Consider the following 25,286-nt stretch of genomic DNA (forward strand, 5'->3'; position numbering starts at 1 on the left):
CTTATTGATTATAAAAGGAAAAGACAGAAAAAGGGATGAAGAAAAATCAACAAATTCGACGAAGGGATGACAAATCATGTCGATCAAAACATTTCGGCGCACGGAAACATTCCGTGCGCCTCTAGATGTTGTCAGCGGTAAATCAACACGCGCGCTGCGGTGCGGTCAGCGCTTTCGCCGATGACGCGGATTTTTAGGCCATAGTTGGGCACATTCCGGCCGGCGTCGACGGCCCCTTTATTGTCATACGACCGGCTGTCGTCAAACACCGGCGTCGGCGATGTATCGTTGTCGATCAGCTGTGAGCCATTGATTGCCACGCGGAATGGGGCTCCTTTTTGCAGGCTGAATGCCGCATCGTGCACTTGATAGCGAGTCGGCGCTGTCGTGTTGCCCGACCATTTCAACGTATGCTGGTCGGCATCGACAACACCAAGGAACCCTTCGCCCGGATGGACGCCCGTCCAGTTGTTGTCATAGCCTTCATCCACATACCAGACGACAAGCCCTGGATCGTACGAAAGAAGCCGGTCGCCGCGCAAAATATGGGCGAGCCCTTCATCGACGCCGCGGTGGTTGCGCCATTCCAACAAATAGTAATGATCCGAATACCGCTTGCCATCGCTCTTTTCAAAGCCTTCCACCGCAAAGGCGCTGTCCCCTTCGGCGTCGTCGGCAAGCACGATTGCCCCATCAGCTGTCACTTGAATGTTGTCAATATACCAGCCGGCTTCCGACACCGCCACATCAGTGATGTAATGGAAACGGAGGTCAATCGTTTGGCCCGCATAAGCCGACAAGTCAAATTCCGCCTTCACCCAGCCGTTTGACGTACCGGTAATGCCGTTGCCAGGGTTTTGCCCGTACGGATTGTCGGTCGTTGTAATGTTTCCTTGAATTGTTGTCCATTCGTTGCTGCCATGCGGTTTTACTTCTACCGCCCCATAATCCCAATCTTTCTCAATCGCATACCATGTGTCAAAAGCGAGCATCGCCTTGGACGCTTTCGTCAAATCGATCGTCGTTGCCATCGTATGATCTAAGTTGTTTCCGCTTCCAGAGAAATAGGCGTACGCACCGCTTGGCGGAATAGTGACGACCGTTTCCTTTTTCGGCAAATTGATGCGCACAGCGTCATGGTTCGTCCCTTTCGTGCTTGCTTCGTCAAGCAATACTTCTACACCGTCTTTTGTAATCTCATTCCATTCAACGGTCGCCCCGGTCAGCCAGTTGCTTCCCGGCATCGTCGATTGCAAAAACTGTTTCGCCCAGGCGCTGAAGCCGGTCGGCTCCGTGCCCGGAATGCGCCCCGCCCAACTCCCGCTGGACATAATCGACCAATAGGCAATGGGCTCGCCCAAGCCGGAGTAAATCGTATCATATTCATCCGGCAGCCCTAAATCGTGGCCGTATTCATGGGCAAACACCCCTGCCGCCCCATCGGCCGGTTCGATTGTGTAGTCGTACGCCGCCAGCTGGCCGCGCCAATACGGCACATCGGTTGTTGTGTTCGGGATGCGATAGACCGATCCTAAATTCCAGCGGTGCGACCAAATCGCGTCGCCGCCGAGCGAACCGCCGCCCGATTCTTCTCCGACGCTGGAGTGAACGATCATTAAATGGTCAATCAAACCGTCCGGTTCGCGATAATTGCCGTCGCCGTCTAAATCGTAGCGATCCTCTTGGTCAAACTCACGCAAATCAATGGTCGGATCCTGGGCGGCCGCCGCCAGCGCCTCGCGCACAAGCGCCCGCGGATTAGCGTCATTGCCATCCGGGGTCGGCACGTTGCCGCCATAGTATTTAGCCGGATACTTCGCCTGATACCAGCCCGCCACTTTTCCTTCGATCGAATAGCTGCCGCCTGATTGCTCTTCATAATACTTTTTCACCGAGATGAGTTTTTCTCCGTTCGGTCCTGCGTAATAGCCGTCATCCCCGCCGAAAATCATGTCTTCATAATGTTCACGGGTATAATCTTTATAATACATATCCGTCTCATTCGGTTGAATGCGGTTGTGCGGAAAATCCGGGTATTCAATGAGCAAAACGAGCACGCGGTCCACCCGCTTGCCACCGTTCCATGCCTCTGGCTTGACAGACGGAACGGAATCTTTTTTCGTCTGGCCAAGCTTTTTTCCTTTCCCATTCAAAATACTGTTTTTCTGCCCCTTCTCGCGCAGCACATCGGCCCGCTTTGCCTCGTATTCGTGCAATTCTCCTTTTTCTTTCGAAGTGTGGGCCGCCTTTTGTTTTAAATAGGCGCGCACCGCTGCTTCCGCCTCAGCTGGGGTGGCGTCAGCGCGAAGCTTGCCGCTTTTTTTCAACATCTCCGCCAGCTTCTCTTCATTCACCACCGCCAAATCGACCGGACCGCCGTGCCTGGCTGCCAAAGGTGCTCCCGAATTGGCGGCCTGCGGGGCGGCCGCCGGCGCTGCCCATAGGCCCATTCCAAGCGACAGCGCAGCAACAAGTGATGTGATCGACCGTTTCTTCAAAAACATCCCTCCATATCAAATAAAAGGTTGATAGAAAATCTATACAATTAAAATATTATAGAATAATTCCAAAAAATGAAAGGGAATTTTTTACTAAGAACAAAACAGTTCTTTTTGCCTATATCTGTCGAAAAAACGAGATTTATAGCAAAAAAAGACTATTAATTTCACCTTAACAGACCCGTGATGTTCCGGTTACAATGTAATATATTCGCAATTTTTGTAGAAATTCTGGTTATGCAGCTGACGATGGGAAAGAAGGTGCCGCGATGCTGAATATTTTCAAAGACTTTTTGCTGAACTTGTTTTTTATTCTCCTGCCGGTGTTTCTTGTCCCGCTATGGACGGAGCAAGAAAAAGGGCCAAAGCGCCTCCGCCTGTATTTGCCGACCGCTTGTTACGCCATTGTAATCGTCCTATGCATCACTCTTCCGGTCGGCGCGGAAAACGATTTTATGTTCGACTTGTGGCAAATTCCGCTTTGGCTCGGCAGCCTATACGGCGGGGTTGGTCCGGCCGCCTTGTTGGTGCTCGTGACGATCGTCTATCGCTCATTGTTCGGCGGAGCTGGTGTTTTGATCACTGTCGTTGTTTCCATTGCCATCGCTGCGGTCAGTAGTTTATGGACAAAACGCTTTGCCTCGCTGCCGTCCAAACAGCGCGTGCTGCTGGCGACGCTGCTCAGCTTTGCATCCGGCCTATTGACGATCGCCATGGTAGAGTGGATCGTCAACAACCCGCCCCCGCTTCTTCTTTCACTTACATTTTTGCTCGTACAACCGGCAAGCATGCTCATCGTTTGCGCCGCCCGCGAGATGGTGTACCATGACATGGCGTTGCGCAAACGGATCATCCGTGCCGAAAAAATGGAAGCGGTCACCCATTTGGCCGCCTCCATCTCTCATGAAATCCGCAACCCCTTGACAGCGGCGCGCGGGTTTATCCAGCTGATTGAAGAGCAGCCGCTTGCCGCCGAAAAGCGCCGCCAGTACGCCCGCATTGCGTTGGAGGAGCTCGATCGGGCGGAAGCGATCATCACCGATTACTTGACATTCGCCAAGCCGGCCCCGGAGATGCCGGAAAAGCTGAACGTCAAACTGGAAGTGGAGCGGGTCATCGACATCATCCGTCCGCTCGCCAATATGAGCTGCGTCGACATTCAGGCATCGCTCGCCCCGTTTTCCGTAATGGGAGAACGGGAAAAGTTCCGCCAATGTTTGCTCAATATCATGAAAAACGCCATTGAAGCGATGCCGAACGGCGGCACGCTGTGGGTATACGCTTCGCTCGATAACGGGCGCGTGCTCATCCGCATTGCCGATACCGGCATCGGCATGACGAAAGAACAGCTCGAACGGCTTGGCGAACCGTATTTTACGACGAAAGGCGTCAAAGGCACGGGGCTCGGAATGATGGTCGTCTATCGCATTGTCGAATCAATGAACGGAACAATTCGAATTGAAAGCGAAATACATAAAGGAACGACGGTATCGATTTATTTGCCGTTCGCTCCGTCCCTATCCACGATTTCCGATAAAGAAAAGCAGTTGTTTGCCGTCTTGTAAACGCCGCGGCCAAACCGGGGGAAAACGATAACCAGCGAAACAAAGGATGCCTGTTCGGGTGTCCTTTTTCTTTGTCCTATGTTCCCGACAGTTTATCACCACTGGCGTTTTTGTTACAATACTATAGGATGGAAACATACCGAAGGAAAAGGAGACAGTTGCATGATTCACGTCAAAACGGAACGAGAAATTCAGTTGATGCGTGAGGCGGGGAAACTCTTGGCCGCCTGCCATCAAGAAATCGCCAAGCGCATCAAACCGGGGGTCACGACGATGGAGATCGACCGGTTCGTTGAAACGTTTTTGGCCAAATACGGCGCCAAACCGGAACAAAAAGGCTACCGCGGCTATCCGTATGCGACATGCGCTTCCATTAACGATGAAATTTGCCACGGGTTTCCGCGCAACGAGCCGTTGAAAGAGGGCGACATCGTCACAATCGATTTCGTGGTCAACTGGCGTGGGGCGCTCGCTGATTCGGCTTGGACGTACGCGGTCGGTGATGTAAGTGAAGATGTGCAAAAGCTGCTCCATGTCACGGAACAGTCGCTATACAAAGGAATCGAACAGGCGGTCGTCGGCAACCGGATCGGCGATATCGGCCATGCCATTCAAACGTACGTCGAATCGCACGGGTTTTCCGTCGTCCGCGATTTCACCGGGCATGGCATCGGGCCGACGATTCACGAAGAGCCGTACGTTCCCCATTTTGGCGAAAAAGGAAAAGGGATGCGCTTAAAGGAAGGGATGGTCATTACGATCGAGCCGATGGTGAACATGGGGGCATGGCAAAGCAAAATGGACGCAAACGGCTGGACGGCGCGCACCATTGACGGCTCGTATTCGGCGCAATATGAACATACGATCGCCATTACGAAAAACGGGCCGCTGATCTTAACGACGACGGCGTAAGGATGCAGATATTTCCTGTTCCCGACAGCTTGATTTTTTCGACATTCGAAAAACCCGGGTACACGTTGGCCCGGGTTTTTCGTTCCCTTCTCTTTATTCTGGCCAGACCGTTGCGGCCGCTGTGTTGCCATTGCTTTTTCCTGCTATTTTGTTTACATAATATAATTATGGTTGCTACCCTTTCAGCACTTTCACGTAAAACGTCCGCTGGCGCGGCCCGTCGTATTCACAAAAATAGATGCCTTGCCAACGGCCAAGCAGCAGCCGGCCTTCATGAATGATAACATGTTGCGACGCGCCGACCGTGCTCGCTTTCATATGAGCGGCCGTGTTTCCCTCCATATGGCGGTCAAGCGGATGCTCCCACGGGTACGTTTCATCAAAGCGGCGCATCATATCGCGCTTCACGTCAGGATCCGCGTTTTCGTTAATCGTGATGCCGGCTGTCGTGTGCGGGCAATAAACGATCGCCACCCCCTCTTCTACCCCGGACTGGCGCACCGTTTCTTCGACAAATGACGTAATCTCCACCATTTCATCGCGCTTTGTCGTGCGAAGCGAAAAAGATTGAAGCAAGTCTTTCACCTCCTGAACAAATATTTTGTAGAACAACGCAAAATTTGCTACCATTTAATTATAGCATATGGAACGGCCTCCCACCTGCCATCCCTGCATGGAAACGGGAGTCTCCTAGCAAAGTCCATTGGGGTGAAACTGCCGTGCCGAAACGATACACGAATCTCGACAACGTCTCGACGCACAAAACATGGGCTGATTTTCGCCGCTGGCAACGGGAGCGGAAACAAAAACAAAAAGACTTGTCGTACGTCGTACCGCACGCCGTGCCGCCGCAATGGAACCGGCTTCATCATCCGAACGGACGGCCGCAGCTTTGTTGGATCGGCCATTCGACGTTCGTCGTGCAAATGAACGGCATCACGATCGTCACCGACCCGGTTTGGGCGCAGCGGATGGGCGCGGCCAAACGCTTGACGGCTCCTGGTGTTCCGCTTGACAAGATGCCGCCCGTGGACGTTGTGCTCATCTCCCATGGCCACTATGACCATTTGCATTTCGGCAGCCTCCGCCGTTTGCACGGTGACCCGCACATATTCGTGCCCGAGGGGCTCGGCCGCTTGTTCCGCCGCCGCGGCTTCCGCCATGTCACTGAGCTGTCGTGGTGGCGCACGGCTGAATTCCGCGGCGTGACGCTCACATTTGTTCCCGCCCAACATTGGACACGGCGGACGCTGTGGGACACGAACACGTCGCATTGGGGCGGATGGGTCATTGAAGCGGACGACGCACCGACGGTTTATTTTGCTGGCGACAGCGGCTACTTCCGCGGCTTTCGCGACATCGGCGAACGCTTTTCCATCGACTATGCGCTCTTGCCGATCGGCGCGTACGAACCGGAATGGTTTATGGGGCCGCAGCACACGACCCCGGAAGAAGCAGTGCAGGCGTTTTTGGACTGCCGCGCCCGCCTGTTTGTCCCGATGCATTACGGGGCGTTCCGCTTGGCCGACGATACGCCGAAAGAAGCGCTTGACCGCCTATGGGCTGAATGGCGGCGGCGCGGATTGGAAGAGGAGCGCTTGCTTTGCTTGAAGCTCGGCGAGGTGATCGATGCCGCCCAACTAGCCGCAAGCGGGGGGTTCAGGCGTGCGGAATCGGGCGGAAACGAGCCATAAAGCCGCCGCTCCGACAGGCAAAAAGCGCTCCGCTGCCCGCGGAACGCTTTTTCTCTTATTCTTTCACTTCTTTTTTCCACAGCCCGACCATCAATGCGGTCACGATGGAACCAATCAAAATAGCCAATATATAAAGCCATGCGCTGCCTTTGACGATCGGGATGACGAAAATTCCGCCGTGCGGCGCCGGAAGTCCGATGCCAAACAGCATCGTCAGCGCCCCGGCTACAGCTGAGCCGACGATAATCGACGGAATGACCCGCACCGGATCGGCCGCCGCAAACGGAATCGCCCCTTCCGTGATGAACGAAGCCCCCATAATATAGCACGTTTTGCCGGCCTCGCGCTCGGCTTTCGTAAACTTCTTCTTGAAGAATGTCGTCGCCAGTGCCAATCCGAGCGGCGGCACCATCCCGCCGGCCATAATGGCCGCATGCGGCGCATAGTTGCCGGCGTCGATCATGGCGATTCCGAACGTAAACGCTGCTTTGTTAATCGGACCGCCCATATCGACTGCCATCATGCCGCCTAACACCACGCCAAGCAGCACTAAGTTCGCCGTTCCCATACCTTCGAGCCAATGTTTCAACCCTTCATTCAGCGCTTTCACCGGATCGATGACAATATACATCATAATCATGCCAGTCAGGAAAATGCCGAACAGCGGATACAACAGCACCGGTTTAATGCCTTCTAACGACTGCGGCAGGCGGCTGAACAGTTTCCGTAATCCGACGACTAAATACCCGGCTAGGAAACCAGCAATCAATCCGCCGAGGAAACCAGCGCCGCCGTTGGCCGCCAGAAAGCCGCCGACCATCCCCGGCGCAAACCCTGGTCGATCGGCAATGCTCATGGCGATGAATGCGGCCAGCACAGGAACCATCAACGCGAACGCATTGCCGCCGCCGATGTCCATTAACAGTTTGGCAAACGGATGATACGACGGATCGTTCGGGTCAAACGCTTTAATGCCGAACGTGAAGGAAATGGCAATCAAAATCCCGCCGCCGACAACGAACGGAAGCATATTCGAAACACCGTTCATCAAATGTTTGTAAAAACCGGTGCGCGGCTTCACCGCTCCCGCGCTGCCTCGCGAAGCGCCGCTCGCCCGGTAAATCGGCGCATCTTGGCGCAACGCCTGCTCGATCAGCTTCTCCGGCTGACGAATCGCCTGGGCGACTGGCACTTGGATCACGTGTTTGCCGTCAAAGCGGTCCATTTCGACTTGTTTATCCGCCGCCACAATGATCGCCGTTGCTTCTTCAATCTCCTTCGCCGTCAGCTCGTTTTTCACTCCATCTGAGCCATTGGTCTCGACTTTGATGGATACCCCCATTTCGGCTGCTTTCGCCTTCAGTGCATCAGCGGCCATATACGTATGAGCGATTCCGGTCGGACAAGCGGTTACTGCCAGCACTTTCCGCCCGTTCCCTGCCTGCACCGCTTGCTGTGGAGCTTCTTGCTCGCTTTCTTTCGCGGCAACCAAACGGATAATCTCCTCCTCGCTTGAAGCGGTTTCAAGCTGAGCACGGAACGATGCATCCATCAACATCGACGACAAGCGGGCGAGCGCCTCAAGGTGCGTCTGCTCCCCGCCTTCTGGCGCGGCGATCATGAAAAACAAATGGCTTGGCTTGCCATCGAGCGACTCATAATCAATGCCTTCCACTGAACGACCGAACGCCACCGCCGGGCGCTTGACCGCCGCCGTTTTGGCGTGCGGAATGGCGATGCCGTCGCCAACGCCGGTCGTGCTTTGTTTTTCCCGCGCCCAAATGGCTTGCTTAAACACTTCCACATCGCTGACCGCTCCCGCTTCGGCAAGCTTTTCAGCCAGTTCATCAATGACTTCGCCCTTTGTCTTCGCTTGAAGCGCGAGAATCATCGTTTCTTTTGTCAACAAATCTGTAATCTTCATTGACCCAATCCTCCTTTATTTTCAATTTATAAATGCACGATATGGACGCGGTCGACGAGCGCTTCCACTTCCTCTTTCGTACACAAATCTTCCGAAAACGCGGTCGCGCTTCCAGCGGCGACACTGTAAGCGAATGCTTCCTCAATCGATTTCCCATCCGCTTGAGCGGCCAAAAATCCAGCGACCATCGAATCGCCCGCCCCGACCGAATTTTTCACCGTTCCTTGCGGCGCTTCGGCAAACAGCGCCGTTTCCTCATTGAAGTAAAACGCCCCCGCGCCGCCCATTGACACGATGAGATGTTCCACTCCCTTTTCCACCAGTCGTCGGCCATACAACACGATGTCTTCTCTTGTCACCATCGCAACACCAAACAGTTCGGCCAGCTCATGGTGGTTCGGCTTGGCAAGAAACGGCCGGCAGGCAAGCAACGATCGGAGCGCCGGACCGCTTGTATCGATGACAAGGCGGGCTTGCCGCTTCACTGTCTCCGCTGCCAGCTGCTCGTATACATCCGCCGGCAGCGACGTCGGCGCGCTTCCAGCAAGAACAAGCACATCACCAGCCGAAAGCGCTCCAATTTTCGCGATCAATTGCGCGGCATCGTCATCGGCAACCGCCGGGCCTTCGCCGTTAATTTCCGTCTCCCGCCCCGCTTTCAGTTTGACGTTAATGCGCGTTTGCCCTGGGACATGAACAAAATCGCAGGCAATGCCTTCTTTCCGAAGTTCGCTTTCAATGTACCCGCCGGTAAATCCGCCCACGAATCCAAGCGCCGTGCTGTCCACACCCAAGCGCTTCAACACACGCGACACGTTGACCCCTTTCCCGCCCGGAAATGTGAACGTTTTCACCGAACGATTCAGTTCGCCAACATGAAGCTCATCGAGATGAACGATATAATCCACAGATGGATTTAACGTACATGTGTAAATCATGGAGCCACAACCTCTACCGTCGTTTTTGTTCGATACAAATCGTTCCACTCTTCATCCAATTCATCAGTGATCAACACCGCTTCATGCAAATCCGCAATTTTCGCGAACGAGCTTTCATTTAATTTCGAATGGTCTGCGAGCACATACGCGCGCTGCGCCAACTGCATGGCCGTATATTTCACCAGCGCCTCTTCCGGGTCTGGCGTCGTATAGCCATAGTCGTAATGAACACCGTTCGCGCCGATGAAACATTGGTCGAAGCGGTACTGCCGCAGCGACTCGATGGCGCCGCGCCCGATCAACGCCTTCGTTTTCGGCTTGATCATGCCGCCGACCAAATACGTCGTGACGTTATGCTCAAGCAGCCGCTCGACATGCATCACGCCGTTCGTCACCACAATGACCTCTTTGCCAGCCAAATGCGGAATCATTTCCCACGTGGTCGTTCCCGCGTCCAAATAGATGCAGTTTCCTTTTTGTACCAAGCTGGACGCATAGGCGGCGATCCGCCGCTTTTCCTCTATATATTTCAGCGACTTTTCCGACACGCTTAACTCTTCGCGTTTTTGCTGCAACAACGCCGCCCCGCCGTGCACGCGGCGCAGTTTCTTTTCGGTCTCAAGCTGCGTCAAATCACGGCGAATCGTCGACTCCGACGCCCCGGTCGCGTCAACGAGCTCTTGCAGCTTGATGACTCCTTTTTGCGCCAACAGGTCCAAAATGAGGCGGTGGCGTTCTTCGGTCAGCACACTCCCACCTCCGATCATCGGGGATATCGCTTACAACTCTATCATATCCCAAGACAACGAAAAAATCAATCAAAAACATTCATTATCACTCAATATTAATCAAAAATAGTATTTAAAACGATCATAATCATTCATCAACAACAAAAAAACATTGCCTTTCATTCCGATCAGGCAATGTTTCTAAACTATCGTCCGGAAAGATACAGTTGAATGGACAAAGAGTCGATTTGGGAAACGAGCAACTCGTCATACTTCTTTTGCGCCAAAAAACGCATCTCCGCCTCCGTTACATTCGGATGCTCATTTTTCACTTGTTCTACCATGTCGTTCCACACGTTTTGCGCCAACAAAACGAGCTGGACATACCGCCGTTCTTGCTTCCAAAATGCCGCCTCACCGTATTGGCGGATGAGTGTTTGAGCGGTTTCGCTCCCTTCGTATTGCCGCTTTCTGTTTTCCACTTCACGATCAACGGCCGGTTCATCTACTGAATAGCCTTTTTCTTCGGCAAGCAGCGCCATCGAGTGCAGTTCAATGAGACGGGTAACAGCGGAGCGGGGCTCAGTCATCTCATTCAACTGCTGTTTCCAATAACTGAGCCGCTCGTTGAGCTCTTCGCCGCGATACTGCTTTTTGACCGCTTCCATGGCCGAAGAGATCTCAATTTGCCAGCGTGTTTGGTAGAACTTGACTTCTGCCGCTGTAATCGCGGTGCCATTGATCATCGCTGCCACGTCTTGCTTCTTCACCTTGAGGGTAACGAGCTTTTCGACCGTCTCATCGCCGTCTTTGATTTGCAACAAAGCGTCCCATTCTCCGTCCATCGGCAGCTGCACGTTCCCTTCATAAAGGCCGGGTTCCTTCTCCGCCAATTGGACGACTGTTTGCCCGTGATCCATATTCGCCATCTCAAAGACCGCCGTCACTTCAAGCCCACCCGCCGGCTTCCCGTCCTTTTGGATGGCGACCGCAAACGAAGAAGCCGTCCCTTCCTTATAAAAAGGGGTCGTTTTCACCGACACCGTCCAATCGTTTCCTTGACACCCGGCAAGCAAGAAGAAAAGCGCTGCCATCACGATCATCCATTGTTGCCTCACTTTATTCTCCCTCCATCAGTGTGCTAAGCTCAAAATCTTCGACTCGGTATTTCGTGATCTTCCCGTTTTCCAAATAGGCGACATGGGTGCAGAGCTGCCTGACTTCGTCAATATGGTGCGACGACAGCAACACCGTTTTGTTCGGCAAAGAGCGTAAAATCGCCAGCACGTCCGCCCTTCCTAACGGATCAAGCCCGCTTGTCGGCTCGTCTAAAATCAGCAAGTCAGCATCGTAGTACAGCATAATAGCAAGCCCGAGCCGCTGCAGCATCCCTTTCGAATACTGCTTGCTTTTCATATGGCGCGCTTCCCATAACCGGACGGTGTGCAAAACGTCTTCGATCCGCTCTTCATCGACCGCGCCGTGCAACGAGGCAAAAAAGCGGACATTTTCCTCCCCCGTTAACTGAGGATACAGCTGAAACTTTTCCGGCAAATAGGCGACTTTCTTTTTCCACTCGTGCCGCCGATGATCAATGCCGTCAATATACACCGTTCCGCTTGCTGCCGGAAGCAAGTTCAGCAAGCTATGAATCAATGTCGACTTGCCGGCGCCGTTTCGCCCGACTAAAGCACACCGCTCCCCTTTCTGAATGACAAGATGGACATCATCAAGCACTTTGTTGTTTCGGTACGAAACTGTCAATCCCGCCACTTCAATCATCGTTCTTCCCCCTTTCGGCTCCACAGCATCGATGCCGCTAGCGCCCCCATCCCCCAGACCGCGATATTGAGCGCAACAAGGACGCCGGGAGAGAAGGAGAAAAATTTTTTCATCGTCCGCGACAAATAATCGAGCGAGAACATCCCGAGCGACGTCTCTAAGTAAAAACGGAGCGCATGAAGCGGCTGCAGAAAATACACGAAGGAGAACACATGCACATTGTCATACGTCACCGACGGCAAAACAGAAAGCAGCGCAAAGTCATACAAATAAATGAAAAAGAACGCGGCAAACAAGTTGGCGCCAATCAACTGAATTTTCGTCTTGCACGCGAAACCGAGCCAAATTCCAATTTGATTAAAAATAAACACAAGCACCATCGTGGCGAGCAAAAAAGAAAGAAAATACGATAAATGAAAGACAAACAAAAACTTGGCCGGAATGATCAAAACGAAGTACCAAATGACAAGCACCGTCATTGTAATGAGCTGGATCGCCGCGCTTTTTTTCCATAAAAACATCCAAGGCGGCCCGCTTTTGACGACAATCATGACCATCGTCCGCTGCTCTTTCTCCTGCATGACGGAAAAAGAAGCAAAAAATAAACAAAGAAGCGGAACGATGTACGCATTCATGTCAAACAGCATCTGCAAAAAAATAGTCAGTCCATGCTCAGCCGGCAACGATTTTGCGCTCATCAATACGGAAAGCGATGCGGCAACAACGAGCAGAAAAAACAGCCAAAACGCCTTCCCCCGCGAAAGCTCAAGCCATTCTTTCCAAATGTAGCTCATCTCCGAATCCTCCTTTTCGGCACGATCACCGCGATGGCTCCAAAGCCGAGCAGTCCCCACCACCAGCTGGCTGATATGGTCTTTTTCACAAGCGGCGCATGATCGACCGCCATCACTTCGTCTGTCTGCCGCCATTCGTTGATCGCCTCATAGACACCTAAGCTCGGCGACGACAAAAACAAATACGCCAGTTCATTTTCTTCCGCTAACTTATGAAAGGAGGACGCATAGCGAAACGGGGAATCCCCTTTCCCATCTTGGTTCAAATCAAGCAACGCCGCTTCGCCGCCCCAGTCGTTGCCAACCCCGCGAAAATCCCACCTATTCCTGTCCCCGCCGCCAAGGCGCGCGACAGCAATCGTATTTTTCCAAATCCGGTTTTCCGTAAACGTTTGCCGCTGTGAACTCGACCAAAGCTCAATGCCGATCTCATTTTGCAAAAAGACATTTCGCTGCAAAAAATTATCGTTCGACTGATCAATATACAATCCCCGCTCGTTTTGATAAAACGTATTGCCAATGATCCGGTTGTCATTTGCCATCTGCAGCAACAACCCAAACGAGCGCATTCCTTTGTTGAAGAAAAAGCGGTTGTTTTTCAGGACAATCCGGTTCGAGTTCATGATCGCCGCCCCGCCGTTATTAAGCATAAACGTATTGTCATGAAACGCGTTATCATCCGAATACATGTAGTGAAGCCCGTAACGGGTGTGAGACACTTCATTTCCTTTGGCGACGTTATGATTGGCGTAGTCAAAAAAGATGCCATCTCTCGTTCCGATAATGGTGTTATGTTCAAGCTCATTAAAATTAGAATAATAAATGTGCAGCCCATTTCCTTGTCCGGCGATTTCTCCGTTTTGTTCGCCGATCACCCGTACGTTGGCAATCCGGTTGTGATGCGCCTGACTCAAGTAAATGCCATGAAACGATTGTTTTACCGTTATGTGTTCTAGCGTATTATAATCGGAATAAACTTTGATGCCGGCGTATTCCTCTTGCGTGCTCCGGCTTTTTCCGCTGTTCGTGACGGTCACATGTGTAATGGTGACATGCGGCGCTTTGATCGAAATCACATTACCGCGCCCGCTTCCTTGAATGACCGTGCCTTTTGTGCCGATGATGGTCAGCGGTTTGTCGATGACAATATCGCCAATGTACGTTTGGCCTGTTAGGCGAATCGTGCCGTGAGCCGGAGCAGCGTCAATCAGTTGCTGCAGCGTCTGGCCGGCAGCCGCTTCTTTCGGAACATCGAAAAAGAAAAAAATGAACAAGGAAATGAGCAGCCATCGCTTCATGTTTTTCTCTCCTTCCATAGCGGAACGAGCAGGCAAACGAACGCGGCACCGACGAGATACGCACCGGTCGCAAAATAGCTGAACGTCGTAAAGTTGGCGATCCGGTTTTCTCCGAAAATCGGCGGCACAAACGGATCGATATCGATCGGGGCGTTATCGTTTAAATTCGTTCCAAAGTCAGCGAGCCAGCGATGAATATCGTAAAGACCGAGCGCCCCGCCAATGAGAAAGGCGGCGATGAACACGTACAGCCCTCTTTTGCTTCTCGTGAACGCGATGATGAATGCCGCTATGGCCATAGCGATCACGATGTAGGACAAATAGCCAAGTTCCGGAAAGCTCTCTTCACTAAACGGCTTCATGCCGATATAGTGATTGAGTCCGTTAATAATGTCGATATCCCCTTCAAGCCGATTCGGATAAACGATAATCTCTAATCCTTCCGGATATTGCGGAGCGATGAAATCCATCCCCCACCAAGGAAACGCTAAAGACAAAAGCAGCAATCCTCCGGCCGCGCCGACAAAGACGGCAGACAACGGAGACAGTTTCGCTGCAGCCATTTTCTTCACACCTCTTTTGTTAGTCAGGGGGCGCGTCCGCCCCCTCGGTTTATTGTTTCGGCTTTACCAACAAATACCCGGTCATTTCTTGGTGCAGCGCTGAACAGAAGTTCGTGCAATACAACGGGTACGTTCCCGGCTTATTGGCGGTAAACTCGATCATGTTCGTTTGTCCCGGCTGAATTTCCATATTCAAGTTATACTGGTTGATGGCAAAACCATGGGTAATGTCCTCATCAAAGTCAAGGTTCGTCAGGTGGATGACAACTTTATCTCCTTCATTCACTTCAATGACGTCCGGCCGCTTCGCATTGGCATCAAAAATAAACTTCGAACGCATTGCGATGCCGTAGACGTGCACCTCATTTCCTTTCCGGACGATGCGGGCGTCTTTTTGGTTGTACACAGCGTCTGGATTGTTGTTCTCTTTCGGGTACACTTCAACCGTTTTAATTTTATCGGCCTTGATCATTTGCCCATAGTGCGGTTCCGGATCGACCGGCGACGATTGGATCACTTTCATTTTGTCACCGCTAATGTCAATGAGCTGCATCGATTCCGGGTGGGACGGCCCGACCGATAAATAGCTGTCTTTCGCCAACTTGTTGAGCGACACTAAATATTTGCCGTCCGGAGATACGGTATCCCCTTCCGCCGCGACGGCATGCCCTGGCGAATATTGAACCGGAACGCGGTCAAGCACTTCGCCGGTTTCCGGATTCCATTTCACAATTTCAGACGAAATAAACATCGTCGTATACGCCATGCCTTTGTCATCAAACTGCGTATGCAGCGGCCCAAGCGCGTTTTCCGGATTGACTTCCCGCTCCATCACCGATTCGTATTTCAAAATCGGGATGCCGTTCCGCTCGCCGGCAAACTCTTTCTTTTCAATCGCCTGAAACGCCTTTTCAAACGAAAATACCGTCAACAACGGGGCGAGCTTCCCGGAGGCGATGAAATATTTCCCGTCTGGGGTAACGTCGACGCCATGTGGCGATTTGGCGACCGGCACTAAATAAATGCCCCCTTTATGCTTTTCCGGAAAGATCATTTTTTGACCGCCGACATTGTCATATTTCCCCGCTTTCACCATGTTCTCAAGCTCTTTCCAGTTAAACAGCACGATAAAGTCGCGGTCTTCTTGAGACGCGTTGATTTCCAAGTTTGTTGTCGCTTCTTCCGTATTGTACGTTGTCAGCACGGCCCAATCTTTTGAGATTTTTTTCCCGGCATCGGACAAATCGTACGACCACGGCGGCAACGCAACTTGATAGGCAATGTGCAGCTTTTGCGCCTTTTCATCGAACGTGACCGCACTCATCACACCGCGGTATTTTTCGCTATACTCATCAAGCGAGGCGTACTGATGGCCGAGCGGAACGGAAAATCGGGTCGGCAAAAATAAGTATTCGGTATTCTCCGTCACAAACGCGGCACAGTGCGGACCGCTCGTATTGGGGACTTCGATCATGTCTTTGACTGTAAACGTTTTCAAATCCATCACTGCCGCCCGGCTGTTCGCCACATCGGTCGCAAACATATACTTGCCGTCATATTCTCCATTCGTTTCCGAGAAAGCCGGATGATGCAAATCGCCCCACGTATAGCCGCCAAGCATTTTTTTCGAATGGGTATCCCAGCCGTAGCCGGTCGCCGGATCGGGCGAAAAGACAGGAACCGTGCGAATGCGCCGCATCGACGGCACCCCGTAAATAAACATTTGCCCCGAGTGGCCACCAGAGGCGAACAAGTAATATTCATCTTTTTCACCAAACGGAACGTACACTTTTTCCGCATCGGTTTTGGCCGATGCAGTCGAAACGGTATCAGGAGTGGAAAAATTGCCGAAAAAGACAGTTGACGCCAACACTCCAACTGCCAACCCTGACAACGCGGAAATCACTTTTTTCTTCACTCTCGTTCCTCCCATCGTTTCTTACTTTTCGGATGCTTCTTTTAAGAGAGCAATAATTTCGGCCCGCTCCTCATCTGTCAGCGGATTCGATTTGATCACCCCAGACATCACCGCAGACGTCGGCGCTTTTAAAAACTCTTCAATCGGCTTGCCGTGTTTGCCCTCGACTTCTCGATAAGCGTTCGATAAATCCGGACCGGTCGTCCCTCCTTGCAAGTTAAGCTTGGAAACAGAGTGGCAAGAGAGACAACCTTTTTGTTGCAGGATAGTCCCGTCCTGCGTACTAGCGTTTGTTGTCTTGCCCGCCCCCTTCCCATCCTCTGTCGAAGCTGATGGTTGGGACGATTGAGCCGTCTCTTGTTTTCCTGCCTGCGTCGCATTCGTCTCTCCTTTCGTTCCTCCCAACTGAAAATACGAATAACCGCCAGCCAAACCGATCAAAGCGCTAATGAGAAAAATGACGACCGTTTGTTTCATGCCCCTCCTCCTTCTACAGTGAGAAATTCGTTTACCATTATAGCCACCCCCCTTGACCTCCCCTGTGCAAAAAATCACTTCATTTCCAAGATCAGTGAACATTATTTGACAAAAGCGTGGCAAAACGGTGAAAAACAAAAAACACTTGCCACCGGCAAGTGTCCTTTCCCTTGTTCAATTCAGTTGTTGCATCTCAGCTAGCGGCAAATAACGCTCGCGCACAAACGCGACAAACTTCGCCGCATACACAGGATCAAACTGCGTCCCAGCGCAACGCTCGATTTCCTCAAGCGCCTCTTCAAACGTTTTCGTCGGCTGGTACGGCCGCTCGGTCGTCATGGCGTCAAATGAGTCGATAATACACAAAATGCGGGCCAATTTCGGGATTTCTTCCCCCTTCAGCCCGTACGGATACCCTTTCCCATCATATCGTTCGTGATGCAGCTCGACAAGCGGAAGCAAATCATCAAACCGCTTCTCCGCCGCCACAATCTCGCGTCCCCACGTTACGTGCTTTTTAATGATCTCCCATTCATGCTTCTCCAACTTTCCCCGCTTATTTAAAATATCGCGTGGCACTTCAATTTTGCCAATGTCATGGATGAGCGCCCCTAAAATGAGCGTCTGCCGTTCATGGTCGGTCAACTCATCAAGACGACTGCCAAACTCGACCGCATATTTAAACACCCGTTTGCTATGGCGGTATGTATAGACATCTTTCGAAAGAAAGAATTTCACTTGCTGCTCGAGCGCTTCCAAGTCTTGTTTAAACTTAATTTCATCCAAGCACATATTATGTTTATCATACAACTGAACGTTGTTTTTCCCTTGCGCCTTGGCGTAATACAGCGCTTGATCAGCGCGATGGATCAATTCCTCGCTTTCGTACATATCTTTTTCCATCTCGGCGATGCCGCACGAAAACGACAGGCAACGATACGGAATATGCTCGACGCCTTCAAAATATGTATCGTTCACTTCTTTGCGCAACCGGTTTAAAAACGCGTACGCGTCTTCTTTCGTCGTGTTGGGCATTAAAATGGCAAACTCTTCGCCGCCATAGCGGGCGACCGTGAAGTTCGTCCCTTCGACTGCTTTTTGCAGCAGTTTCCCGAAAAAAGTCAACAAACGATCTCCTTGCAAATGGCCGTTTCGGTCATTGTATTTTTTAAAATCGTCCAAATCCAGAAATGCCAAGGTCAACGGCTGTTTCAACAGCTTGCAGTCGGAAAACTGCTCCTTGAGCGCTTCCTTGAAAAAACCATGGTTGTAAAGACCGGTGAGGTGGTCTTTGTTGGCGCGGTTGGAGACTAGTTGGTATAATTGCAAAAATTTTTTAAAGATAAAAGATAACAATGTCACTAAAATAATCAGTAAGAATAGCCCAAAGTATTTTGCTTCCCATAACAAAATAGCTAAAACTAATGAAAGTAATAGAGTAATAGAATAGCTGACACATGCCTCTTTTAAAATTCCTAGTTCTAGGGCCCCTTTAAAGATTTGACCCACGCAGAGAAAGAAAAGCAATATCAAAATAACATTAATCCCGAAATAAACCAGTAAACTAACTAAATAAGGCAGGAGATTGTAGTAATTTATCTTTCCAATTTCTCCGTGGAAAAACAAAAAGGAATAATAGGCACCTGATATCATCAAACAATACATTGAAAAATTAAATAAATGCCTCCAAAAAGACATTTTTCGCCTATAAAACAGTTCCACAACACTATAAATAAACAAAACTTTCAGAGTAAAACTAATGCCATATAAAAATAAAATAGCAAGATAAATAGATGAGTCCATTGAGAAAGAATTAGCTTTAGGAGGTAAACTAATCGGAAAAAAATTCAACAAAATAATGGAACCAACTAACATATAAATTAAAACCCAATCCCAAAGGGATTGAGCAAAGAAATCAAGATTAATCCAAAAGCTGGACAAACCTAAAAATGAAATTATGATAATATAAATTTTTTCTGTTTCTTTAAAATTCAACGCCATATTATAACCACTCTCATGTGAATAAAATTCGATTAATAAGACTAAAAAGAGACGCAATACATGAAATCATTTTCTTAATCAAGTGTTGAAAACATCTTAAATCAAATCTTGCAGAAAAGCCACAACTATTCAATCAGTCTAAATCCAGAAGTCAACGCCACAATCACCGAACCAAGGATGAACAAATTGATCAATACTTGTTTTGCTTTGAATTTCATGTCCTTTTCCCCCTTAAAAATTAGTTTATTGATTCGCAGGAGCGGCCGTTGTTTCTTTCTCAGCATCGTCTGCCCCATGGCGCGGTGCACTGAGCATCAGATGCTGGATGAACAGAAACGCTCCTACGTTCATCACAACGTCGCCGATGCTGATGACTTGTTGGCGCGGGTACGGCGGAGACAGCGGGATGATGTCGCCAAGAAACGGCAGAAGCGTATCCGATGTGATCGCCTGGTGCTTGCCGTACAGACCGGCTTTTAACGCTTCGATATATTCGCGGCCGAGAAATTGGGCGGCTTCGATCGAGACCGGCATCCGTCCGCCGTTTACGGCCATGACGATAAAGTTGAGCAAGACGCCGGCGAAGATGACCGGAAACCCTGGCTGATGGCGGTTGAGCCATAAAAACGCGAGCCCGGTGATGTAGACGAGGAGAAAAATGCCGTTGCTCATGCTCGAGATCCATGCGACCCGCTCTTGCAGGAAAAAGACCACAAACTGCACCGCCAATAAGATCGGGAACAGCCAACCGAAGCGCAATTTCATGTTGGCCAACCCTTTCAGGCTTCCGCCGCGAAACCAGCCGATCAACAACGACAAAATGATTCCATCGTAAACCATAATGCTGTCCCCTTGATAAACAGAATTTTCTCTTTTTTCTAAACTGCTATCCTCACTTCTATTTTTACCGTTTTTTTCATTCCATGTAAATAGTCCGTTCGTCCTAACTGCAAACAAATTTTGATGAATATCGTTTCCTTCTTTTCGTTTTCGTCATTCTTTGAAACAAGAAACGACAAAAACAGCGTCATGTATATCCATTGAATAGTGAAAAAGAACCTACCCTCAATGGAATGATCCCCCGACTGCAAATGCGGCATGCGTTTTTCTCGTTGAAAGACAAAAAGCCCTTTTTTATTATTCCGTATTGCTTTTCGGAAGATTATTGTTATAATTGTTTATACAGTAATAATTTTATGGATAAAAACGTCCTTTTTGCCCATTATATGGAAAGGAGATGAAAAAGAAATGGACGCGGAAATGTTGGGAAGCAAGAATGACAAAACGTATACACGTCGGATTAGCCAAGTCGGGAATAGTTTGTCCGTTAGCATCCCGAAAGATTTAGCCACGATGCTAAACCTAAATAAAGGCGATGAAATCGAAATATATTACGACAAGGAACGAGGGGAAATCGTGATGAAACGCGCAAACCGAATTCCAAAAGGAGTCCGTCCTGAAGTCGCGATGGCAATGAACCGCGCGATCTCCAAATATGACGAAGCGCTGCGCAACTTGAAATATAGATAAAGGAGCAGCTGGAGGAAAACATGGTTTATTATTTGACAGCGGAAGAAATCCTATTTATCCATTACACGGTCATGGAAATGTACGACGACGCAGAACAAGCGGGGATCCAATTCCCCGATAAATTCGCGTGGATGTTGGAAAGGCCGAAAGCGAAATTGTTCGGGGAGGAACAGTTCCCTTCGATTATTGAAAAGGCTTGCTGCTATTACCATTCCATCGCGACAGGTCATATTTTCCACAACGGCAATAAGCGGACGGCTTTAACCGTATTCGTCACGTTCCTTGATTTGAATGGATATGAGTTCACGATGACCAATAAAGAAGCGGAAAATTTCACGGTGTACCTTGTCGAGGATGCCAAGTTCCGAGGAAATGATTGCATCCAGCATCTTGTCCACGAATTAGAAGGTTACATCCGCCCCATCCAAAAACGAAAAGAATGAGGAAAAGAGTGAGGAAAAGAGCGGGCCAAAGCCGGGTCAAGTTCAATTATTGCGTAAAATTCCATCGCCAACACAGTAAACTTGGATGACAGGACCACAACATCGTTTTTTGCTGCTTTGTTTTTACACAACTGTGCGAACCTTGATCCAAAGCCGCCTTTTCGCTATTCGCAGCTTTTCATACTTTTACCTTGCGGCAGGTATTGAGTATTGTCAAAAGTTTATCCTCCACACTCACAGTCTTCCCTTGAGTTTCAACGGTTGAACGAAAAAAGCTTTCTACCCCCGGTGTTTCGGCCATCATTGAGGCAACAACACCCAACAGCCAAAACAAAGAGCGGCCTGATCTTTTGTCCTCCAGAGCCCGTTGAAACGAAAGTTTGCCCATTGCATCCCCGCTTATTTTTTGGCTATCCTACAACCATGGAAGCGAAAGTCTTTCGTCGGAAAATGAAAAAACGGATTCCGATCATCGTCAGGAATCCGTTTGTCTTGAACGGATTATCTCTCCGTCCCGCAGCTGCCTCGGCAATGGTCAGCCGCATGGCATGACGCGCACGCCCCTTTGGCGCTTTTTTTCACGTGGCGAACCAGCGTCCAGCCGGCGTAGGCAAAAATCGCTCCGCCGATCACAAGATTCGCGATCATCGATTCTCTCTCCTTTCATGAATAACCAAGCATATGCCCAAACTGATAGACGGCAAACGAAATGACATACGCAACCGTCAGCGCGCATCCGATTGACAACAGCGTCCATTTCCGCGACCCGGTTTCTTTGCGAATCGCCGCCACCGTCGCTAGACACGGCGTATAAAGCAGGACGAACACCATAAAGCTGAACGCCGACAGCGGCGTGAAATGTGAAGCGATCACCTGCTTCAGCCCGTTCGCCTCATGAACGTGGTAAATAATATTCATCGTGGACACGACGACTTCTTTCGCCAAAAAGCCGGTGATCAAAGCCGCGCCCGCCTGCCAGGCGCCAAAGCCAAGCGGGGCGAGCAACGGAGCGATGAGGCCGCCAATGGCGGCGAGAAAACTGTCATCCATGGCAACGCCGACCCCATGCGGCCCGATGTACGTCAACAGCCAAATGGCGACCGAACCGCCAAAAATAAACGTGCCGGCTTTGCGAACGAACCCTTTCCCTTTCTCCCATGTGCTTCGCCATAGTGTGAGCGCCTGCGGCACGCGGTATGGCGGCAATTCAATGACAAACAGCGAACTTTCGTTTTTCAAGAGCGTCGATGAGAACAACTTGGCAAGCCCCAAAGCCACTGCAATGCCAAGCACGTAAAGTGAAAACACGACAAGCGCCTGCTCGCGGACGAAAAACGTGCCGGCAAACAAGGCGTACACCGGCAAGCGGGCGGAACACGACATGAACGGCAGCGCCAAGATCGTCAACAGCCGTTCTTTCGGCTGCTCAATCGTCCGCGCCGCCATCACCCCGGGAACGTTGCAGCCAAAGCCAATGATCATCGGGATAAACGCCTTGCCGTTTAACCCGATCGCTTCCATCATCCGGTCCATCACCATCGCCACGCGCGCCATATATCCGGAGTCTTCAAGCAAAGAAATGAAAAAGAACAAAATGAAAATTTGCGGCACAAACACCAACACCCCGCCGACCCCAGCGACAATCCCGTCCAAAACGAGCGCCTTGATAAACGGCGATGCCCCTGCCCAGTCGAGAAAACGGGACAACCCATCTGCCAGCGGACCGGAGAAAAACGCATCAAGCCGATCGGCAAGCGGCGTCCCCAGCCAGTTAAACGTCAGCATAAACACCACATACATCAGCGCCAAAAAAATCGGCAGCCCGACATAACGGTTTGTTACAACCGCGTCGATTTTTTCCGTTAGCGTCAGCGGTTTTTGCTCAAACTCGATGGCCGTCGCAGCGATTGTTTCACTGATCCAACGGTCACGCGTTTCATAAATATGCTTGGCTGCCTGACAGCCGAGCGCCTGTTCCGTCTCCTCACGGATCGCCAACAACGGTGACAAATCGAATCGCCCGCGCAAATAGGCGGCGATGCGTTCATTCCCCTCCAAAAACTGCAACGCCACCCATCGTTTGTTTCCCGGCACATCGTCCGGCAGCTGCTCGGCAATGCTCCGGATGGCATTCTCCACCTCGACGCCGTAATCGACGGCGATGGAGGAATGAGGCTTGTCTTTTGCCGCCAAAACGGCGTGAACCAATTCGTTCGTTCCTTTTCCTGTTCGGGCGATGACCGGGATAACAGGAACGCCAAGATACTTCGACAGTTTAGCGGCGTCCACTTTCACGCCCCGTTTTTCCGCCACATCGACCATGTTTAGCGCGATGACAACGGGACGGCCAAATTCCAGCAGCTGAACGGTCAAATGCAAATTGCGGCGCAACTGCGACGCGTCAACGATATTGACAATCGCTGAGCACGGCTCGGTCAATAAAAAATCGGTCGCCACTCCTTCATCGCGAGACAGCGGCTGAAGCGAATACACGCCGGGCAAGTCGACCACCGAAACCCCGTGCTGGCGGAGCACTCCGATTTTTTTCTCGACCGTCACCCCGCTCCAGTTGCCCACATATTCATAAGACCCAGTTAAGCAGTTAAACAATGACGTTTTGCCGGTGTTTGGATTGCCAAATAAAGCGATGTAGGACATTTATTTCACCTCGATCGATGACGCCTCTTTGCGCCGCAAGCCGATGGCCTGCCCATCGACTTCGACCATCACCGGTCCGCCAAACGGCATCGCCGCTTTCAACCGCACCGTTTTCCCTTCTTTCACCCCTAGATGAAGAAGACGCTGTTTCAGTGCCTCCTGCTCAATGGCCAGACGGACGACGACCGCTGTTTCCCCTTTATGCAAATCAGTCAGCACCATGATCATTTCCCCCTGTTTTTCTATCCACTCTCCTGTGGTCCAATAATGATTCTTCTTCTCAATTTCAATCATACCATAAGCTAAGAAAAAAGGAGTGACATTTTTCACAATCATTCCTCATTGTCACCATTTCTTCAAAATTCGCCACCTCATCAGTTGAATTTTTCTGAAAAGTATATATAATTTTTTTGTATATCTTTCCCATCTTTGCTCAAGGAGGAAGCTCAATGAACACACTAGGAAAAATCAGCAACTTTGTCGGCAACACCTTTGCCATCTGGGTGCTTCTGTTTGGAGCGCTCGCCTTTTTCGCTCCCAGCGCGTTTACGTGGATCGCTCCGTATATCGTGCCGCTTCTAGGCATCGTGATGTTTGGCATGGGATTGACGCTGTCAGCGAACGATTTTAAAGAGGTGTTCAAGCGTCCGCTTGATGTGTTAATCGGCGTCGTTGCCCAGTTTCTCATCATGCCGCTTGTCGCGTTTTTGCTCGCTTACTTTCTGCCGGTTTCACGTGAGGTGGCGCTCGGCATTATTTTAGTCGGCTGCTGCCCGGGCGGGACGGCGTCCAACGTCATGACGTATTTGGCGAAAGGGGATACGGCGCTGTCGGTCGCCGTCACTTCTGTTTCGACGATTTTAGCGCCGATTTTGACGCCGTCGCTCATTTTGCTTTTAGCGGGAAAATGGCTGTCGGTGTCCGCTGCCGCCTTGTTTTGGTCGATCGTTAAAGTCGTGCTGATTCCGATTGTTTTAGGGCTCATCGCCCAGGCGCTGTTCCAAAAGCAAGTCAAAGCGTGCATCCCGGCGCTGCCGCTCGTTTCGGTTATCGCCATTGTTGCCATCGTCGCCGCCGTCGTCGGGCAAAACCAAGCGGCCATTGCCAAAAGCGGGCTTCTGATTTTTCTTATTGTCGTTGTTCATAACGGATTGGGCTTGCTGCTTGGGTATTGGTTTGCCAAACTGTTTCGCCTGTCGCCGCCAAAACAAAAGGCGATTTCCATTGAAGTGGGCATGCAAAACTCTGGGCTTGGTGCGGCTTTAGCGACCGCCCATTTTTCGCCGCTCGCCGCCGTTCCAAGCGCTATTTTCAGCGTCTGGCACAATATTTCCGGCCCGATTGTCGCAACGTACTTCCGCAAACAAGCAGACCGCCAGACAACGGATGAACAAACGATTTCCGCTTGACCTCTCTCACGCTTTGTTTAGCCGCAAAAAAGCTGTCTCCCGAAATGAAACGACCGTTTTTCGGAGACAGCTTTTCTGCCTATTATCACGCTGTTTTTCCGCTCTCGGACGATTAGGCGCTCTTTGGAAACAAAAAGCGGACATCCGCCCTCAA

General features: G+C 50.8%; 24 protein-coding genes. 6 read left to right on the forward strand and 18 right to left on the reverse strand.

Features of this window, described 5'->3' with window-relative positions; genetic code table 11:
* Positions 1-131: 131 nt before the first annotated feature.
* Positions 132-2,498, reverse strand: a complete 2,367-nt coding sequence (locus ACR1UW_RS10565) for a M6 family metallopeptidase (RefSeq protein ID WP_498933230.1) — start codon at positions 2,496-2,498, stop codon at positions 132-134.
* A gap of 269 nt (positions 2,499-2,767) precedes the next feature.
* Here ACR1UW_RS10565 and ACR1UW_RS10570 point away from each other — a divergent pair, with 269 nt between their 5' ends.
* Both ACR1UW_RS10570 and map read left to right on the forward strand, forming a co-directional pair.
* Complete coding sequence (locus tag ACR1UW_RS10570; protein WP_498933231.1) at positions 2,768-4,063, forward strand: sensor histidine kinase; 1,296 nt, start codon at positions 2,768-2,770, stop codon at positions 4,061-4,063.
* A gap of 162 nt (positions 4,064-4,225) precedes the next feature.
* Complete coding sequence (gene map / locus ACR1UW_RS10575; RefSeq protein WP_050367307.1) at positions 4,226-4,975, forward strand: type I methionyl aminopeptidase; 750 nt, start codon at positions 4,226-4,228, stop codon at positions 4,973-4,975.
* A gap of 174 nt (positions 4,976-5,149) precedes the next feature.
* Here the strand turns inward: map and ACR1UW_RS10580 are convergent, their stop codons facing one another.
* Positions 5,150-5,551, reverse strand: a complete 402-nt coding sequence (locus tag ACR1UW_RS10580) for a secondary thiamine-phosphate synthase enzyme YjbQ (RefSeq protein ID WP_049626256.1) — start codon at positions 5,549-5,551, stop codon at positions 5,150-5,152.
* A 143-nt stretch (positions 5,552-5,694) separates the two neighbouring features.
* Here ACR1UW_RS10580 and ACR1UW_RS10585 point away from each other — a divergent pair, with 143 nt between their 5' ends.
* Positions 5,695-6,669 carry an MBL fold metallo-hydrolase gene (locus ACR1UW_RS10585; RefSeq protein ID WP_498933233.1) on the forward strand — a complete coding sequence of 325 codons (975 nt, stop codon included), beginning with the start codon at positions 5,695-5,697 and terminating at the stop codon, positions 6,667-6,669.
* Positions 6,670-6,724: 55 nt separating this feature from the next.
* Here the strand turns inward: ACR1UW_RS10585 and ACR1UW_RS10590 are convergent, their stop codons facing one another.
* The 12 genes from ACR1UW_RS10590 to ACR1UW_RS10645 form a co-directional block, all read right to left on the reverse strand.
* The gene (locus tag ACR1UW_RS10590) at positions 6,725-8,593 is read right to left on the reverse strand and encodes a PTS fructose transporter subunit IIABC (RefSeq protein WP_498933235.1); all 1,869 of its coding nucleotides are present in this window, start codon (positions 8,591-8,593) and stop codon (positions 6,725-6,727) included.
* Between the two features lie 26 nt (positions 8,594-8,619).
* Positions 8,620-9,531, reverse strand: a complete 912-nt coding sequence (gene pfkB / locus ACR1UW_RS10595; protein ID WP_498933237.1) for a 1-phosphofructokinase — start codon at positions 9,529-9,531, stop codon at positions 8,620-8,622.
* On the reverse strand, positions 9,528-10,280 hold the full coding sequence (locus ACR1UW_RS10600; protein ID WP_498933239.1) for a DeoR/GlpR family DNA-binding transcription regulator: 753 nt from the start codon (positions 10,278-10,280) through the stop codon (positions 9,528-9,530). The genes pfkB and ACR1UW_RS10600 overlap by 4 nt, the downstream gene beginning before the upstream one ends.
* Before the next feature lie 185 nt (positions 10,281-10,465).
* Positions 10,466-11,377, reverse strand: a complete 912-nt coding sequence (locus ACR1UW_RS10605) for a FixH family protein (RefSeq protein ID WP_498933241.1) — start codon at positions 11,375-11,377, stop codon at positions 10,466-10,468.
* A gap of 1 nt (position 11,378) precedes the next feature.
* On the reverse strand, positions 11,379-12,041 hold the full coding sequence (locus ACR1UW_RS10610) for an ABC transporter ATP-binding protein (protein ID WP_033010819.1): 663 nt from the start codon (positions 12,039-12,041) through the stop codon (positions 11,379-11,381).
* Complete coding sequence (locus ACR1UW_RS10615) at positions 12,038-12,835, reverse strand: ABC-2 transporter permease (protein WP_049625248.1); 798 nt, start codon at positions 12,833-12,835, stop codon at positions 12,038-12,040. Before ACR1UW_RS10615 ends, ACR1UW_RS10610 begins: the two co-directional genes overlap by 4 nt.
* On the reverse strand, positions 12,832-14,133 hold the full coding sequence (locus ACR1UW_RS10620; protein WP_498933244.1) for a nitrous oxide reductase family maturation protein NosD: 1,302 nt from the start codon (positions 14,131-14,133) through the stop codon (positions 12,832-12,834). Before ACR1UW_RS10620 ends, ACR1UW_RS10615 begins: the two co-directional genes overlap by 4 nt.
* Positions 14,130-14,696, reverse strand: coding sequence for a hypothetical protein (locus tag ACR1UW_RS10625; RefSeq protein WP_042382788.1), 567 nt, complete (start codon positions 14,694-14,696; stop codon positions 14,130-14,132). Before ACR1UW_RS10625 ends, ACR1UW_RS10620 begins: the two co-directional genes overlap by 4 nt.
* A 49-nt stretch (positions 14,697-14,745) precedes the next feature.
* A complete protein-coding gene (gene nosZ / locus ACR1UW_RS10630; RefSeq protein ID WP_237420374.1) occupies positions 14,746-16,614 on the reverse strand; it encodes a Sec-dependent nitrous-oxide reductase in 1,869 nt (622 codons plus the stop codon).
* Positions 16,615-16,635: 21 nt separating this feature from the next.
* Entirely contained in the window at positions 16,636-17,091 is a 456-nt protein-coding gene (locus ACR1UW_RS10635; protein ID WP_033010814.1) for a c-type cytochrome, read from the reverse strand.
* Between the two features lie 174 nt (positions 17,092-17,265).
* A complete protein-coding gene (locus ACR1UW_RS10640) occupies positions 17,266-19,092 on the reverse strand; it encodes a diguanylate cyclase (protein ID WP_498933246.1) in 1,827 nt (608 codons plus the stop codon).
* A gap of 243 nt (positions 19,093-19,335) precedes the next feature.
* Positions 19,336-19,932 carry a DUF5317 domain-containing protein gene (locus tag ACR1UW_RS10645; protein WP_021322452.1) on the reverse strand — a complete coding sequence of 199 codons (597 nt, stop codon included), beginning with the start codon at positions 19,930-19,932 and terminating at the stop codon, positions 19,336-19,338.
* A gap of 408 nt (positions 19,933-20,340) precedes the next feature.
* Between ACR1UW_RS10645 and ACR1UW_RS10650 the strand changes: the two genes are divergently transcribed.
* Positions 20,341-20,622: an AbrB/MazE/SpoVT family DNA-binding domain-containing protein gene (locus ACR1UW_RS10650; RefSeq protein WP_049626673.1), complete on the forward strand. Its 282-nt coding sequence runs from the start codon at positions 20,341-20,343 to the stop codon at positions 20,620-20,622.
* Positions 20,623-20,642: 20 nt separating this feature from the next.
* Positions 20,643-21,065: a type II toxin-antitoxin system death-on-curing family toxin gene (locus ACR1UW_RS10655; protein WP_021321483.1), complete on the forward strand. Its 423-nt coding sequence runs from the start codon at positions 20,643-20,645 to the stop codon at positions 21,063-21,065.
* A 178-nt stretch (positions 21,066-21,243) separates the two neighbouring features.
* Here ACR1UW_RS10655 and ACR1UW_RS10660 read toward each other — a convergent pair whose 3' ends face one another.
* From ACR1UW_RS10660 to ACR1UW_RS10675, 4 genes are all read right to left on the reverse strand, one after another.
* The gene (locus tag ACR1UW_RS10660; protein ID WP_021321482.1) at positions 21,244-21,453 is read right to left on the reverse strand and encodes a hypothetical protein; all 210 of its coding nucleotides are present in this window, start codon (positions 21,451-21,453) and stop codon (positions 21,244-21,246) included.
* A 113-nt stretch (positions 21,454-21,566) separates the two neighbouring features.
* Positions 21,567-21,713: a FeoB-associated Cys-rich membrane protein gene (locus tag ACR1UW_RS10665; RefSeq protein ID WP_014195950.1), complete on the reverse strand. Its 147-nt coding sequence runs from the start codon at positions 21,711-21,713 to the stop codon at positions 21,567-21,569.
* Between the two features lie 15 nt (positions 21,714-21,728).
* Positions 21,729-23,723 (reverse strand): ferrous iron transport protein B, encoded by a 1,995-nt coding sequence (gene feoB / locus ACR1UW_RS10670; RefSeq protein WP_498933250.1) that lies wholly within the window; start codon positions 23,721-23,723, stop codon positions 21,729-21,731.
* Positions 23,724-23,945 carry a FeoA family protein gene (locus ACR1UW_RS10675; protein WP_013523848.1) on the reverse strand — a complete coding sequence of 74 codons (222 nt, stop codon included), beginning with the start codon at positions 23,943-23,945 and terminating at the stop codon, positions 23,724-23,726.
* 227 nt (positions 23,946-24,172) lie between these two features.
* Here ACR1UW_RS10675 and ACR1UW_RS10680 point away from each other — a divergent pair, with 227 nt between their 5' ends.
* Positions 24,173-25,132: a bile acid:sodium symporter family protein gene (locus ACR1UW_RS10680; protein ID WP_289668747.1), complete on the forward strand. Its 960-nt coding sequence runs from the start codon at positions 24,173-24,175 to the stop codon at positions 25,130-25,132.
* Positions 25,133-25,286 lie beyond the last annotated feature (154 nt).

The sequence above is a fragment of the Geobacillus lituanicus genome, assembly GCF_050994965.1.
In the GTDB taxonomy this organism is placed as follows: Bacteria; Bacillota; Bacilli; order Bacillales; family Anoxybacillaceae; genus Geobacillus; species Geobacillus stearothermophilus.

Bases quoted from the DNA above. Each gene is read 5' to 3' on its own strand.
- ACR1UW_RS10570 (WP_498933231.1), top strand. From the start codon at position 2,768: ATGCTGAATATTTTCAAAGACTTTTTGCTGAACTTGTTTTTTATTCTC.
- map (WP_050367307.1), top strand. From the start codon at position 4,226: ATGATTCACGTCAAAACGGAACGAGAAATTCAGTTGATGCGTGAGGCG.
- ACR1UW_RS10590 (WP_498933235.1), bottom strand. From the start codon at position 8,593: ATGAAGATTACAGATTTGTTGACAAAAGAAACGATGATTCTCGCGCTT.
- pfkB (WP_498933237.1), bottom strand. From the start codon at position 9,531: ATGATTTACACATGTACGTTAAATCCATCTGTGGATTATATCGTTCAT.
- ACR1UW_RS10610 (WP_033010819.1), bottom strand. From the start codon at position 12,041: ATGATTGAAGTGGCGGGATTGACAGTTTCGTACCGAAACAACAAAGTG.
- ACR1UW_RS10615 (WP_049625248.1), bottom strand. From the start codon at position 12,835: ATGAGCTACATTTGGAAAGAATGGCTTGAGCTTTCGCGGGGGAAGGCG.
- ACR1UW_RS10620 (WP_498933244.1), bottom strand. From the start codon at position 14,133: ATGAAGCGATGGCTGCTCATTTCCTTGTTCATTTTTTTCTTTTTCGAT.
- ACR1UW_RS10625 (WP_042382788.1), bottom strand. From the start codon at position 14,696: ATGGCTGCAGCGAAACTGTCTCCGTTGTCTGCCGTCTTTGTCGGCGCG.
- ACR1UW_RS10635 (WP_033010814.1), bottom strand. From the start codon at position 17,091: ATGAAACAAACGGTCGTCATTTTTCTCATTAGCGCTTTGATCGGTTTG.
- ACR1UW_RS10640 (WP_498933246.1), bottom strand. From the start codon at position 19,092: ATGGCGTTGAATTTTAAAGAAACAGAAAAAATTTATATTATCATAATT.
- ACR1UW_RS10645 (WP_021322452.1), bottom strand. From the start codon at position 19,932: ATGGTTTACGATGGAATCATTTTGTCGTTGTTGATCGGCTGGTTTCGC.
- ACR1UW_RS10650 (WP_049626673.1), top strand. From the start codon at position 20,341: ATGGACGCGGAAATGTTGGGAAGCAAGAATGACAAAACGTATACACGT.
- ACR1UW_RS10655 (WP_021321483.1), top strand. From the start codon at position 20,643: ATGGTTTATTATTTGACAGCGGAAGAAATCCTATTTATCCATTACACG.
- ACR1UW_RS10660 (WP_021321482.1), bottom strand. From the start codon at position 21,453: ATGGGCAAACTTTCGTTTCAACGGGCTCTGGAGGACAAAAGATCAGGC.
- ACR1UW_RS10665 (WP_014195950.1), bottom strand. From the start codon at position 21,713: ATGATCGCGAATCTTGTGATCGGCGGAGCGATTTTTGCCTACGCCGGC.
- feoB (WP_498933250.1), bottom strand. From the start codon at position 23,723: ATGTCCTACATCGCTTTATTTGGCAATCCAAACACCGGCAAAACGTCA.
- ACR1UW_RS10675 (WP_013523848.1), bottom strand. From the start codon at position 23,945: ATGGTGCTGACTGATTTGCATAAAGGGGAAACAGCGGTCGTCGTCCGT.
- ACR1UW_RS10680 (WP_289668747.1), top strand. From the start codon at position 24,173: ATGAACACACTAGGAAAAATCAGCAACTTTGTCGGCAACACCTTTGCC.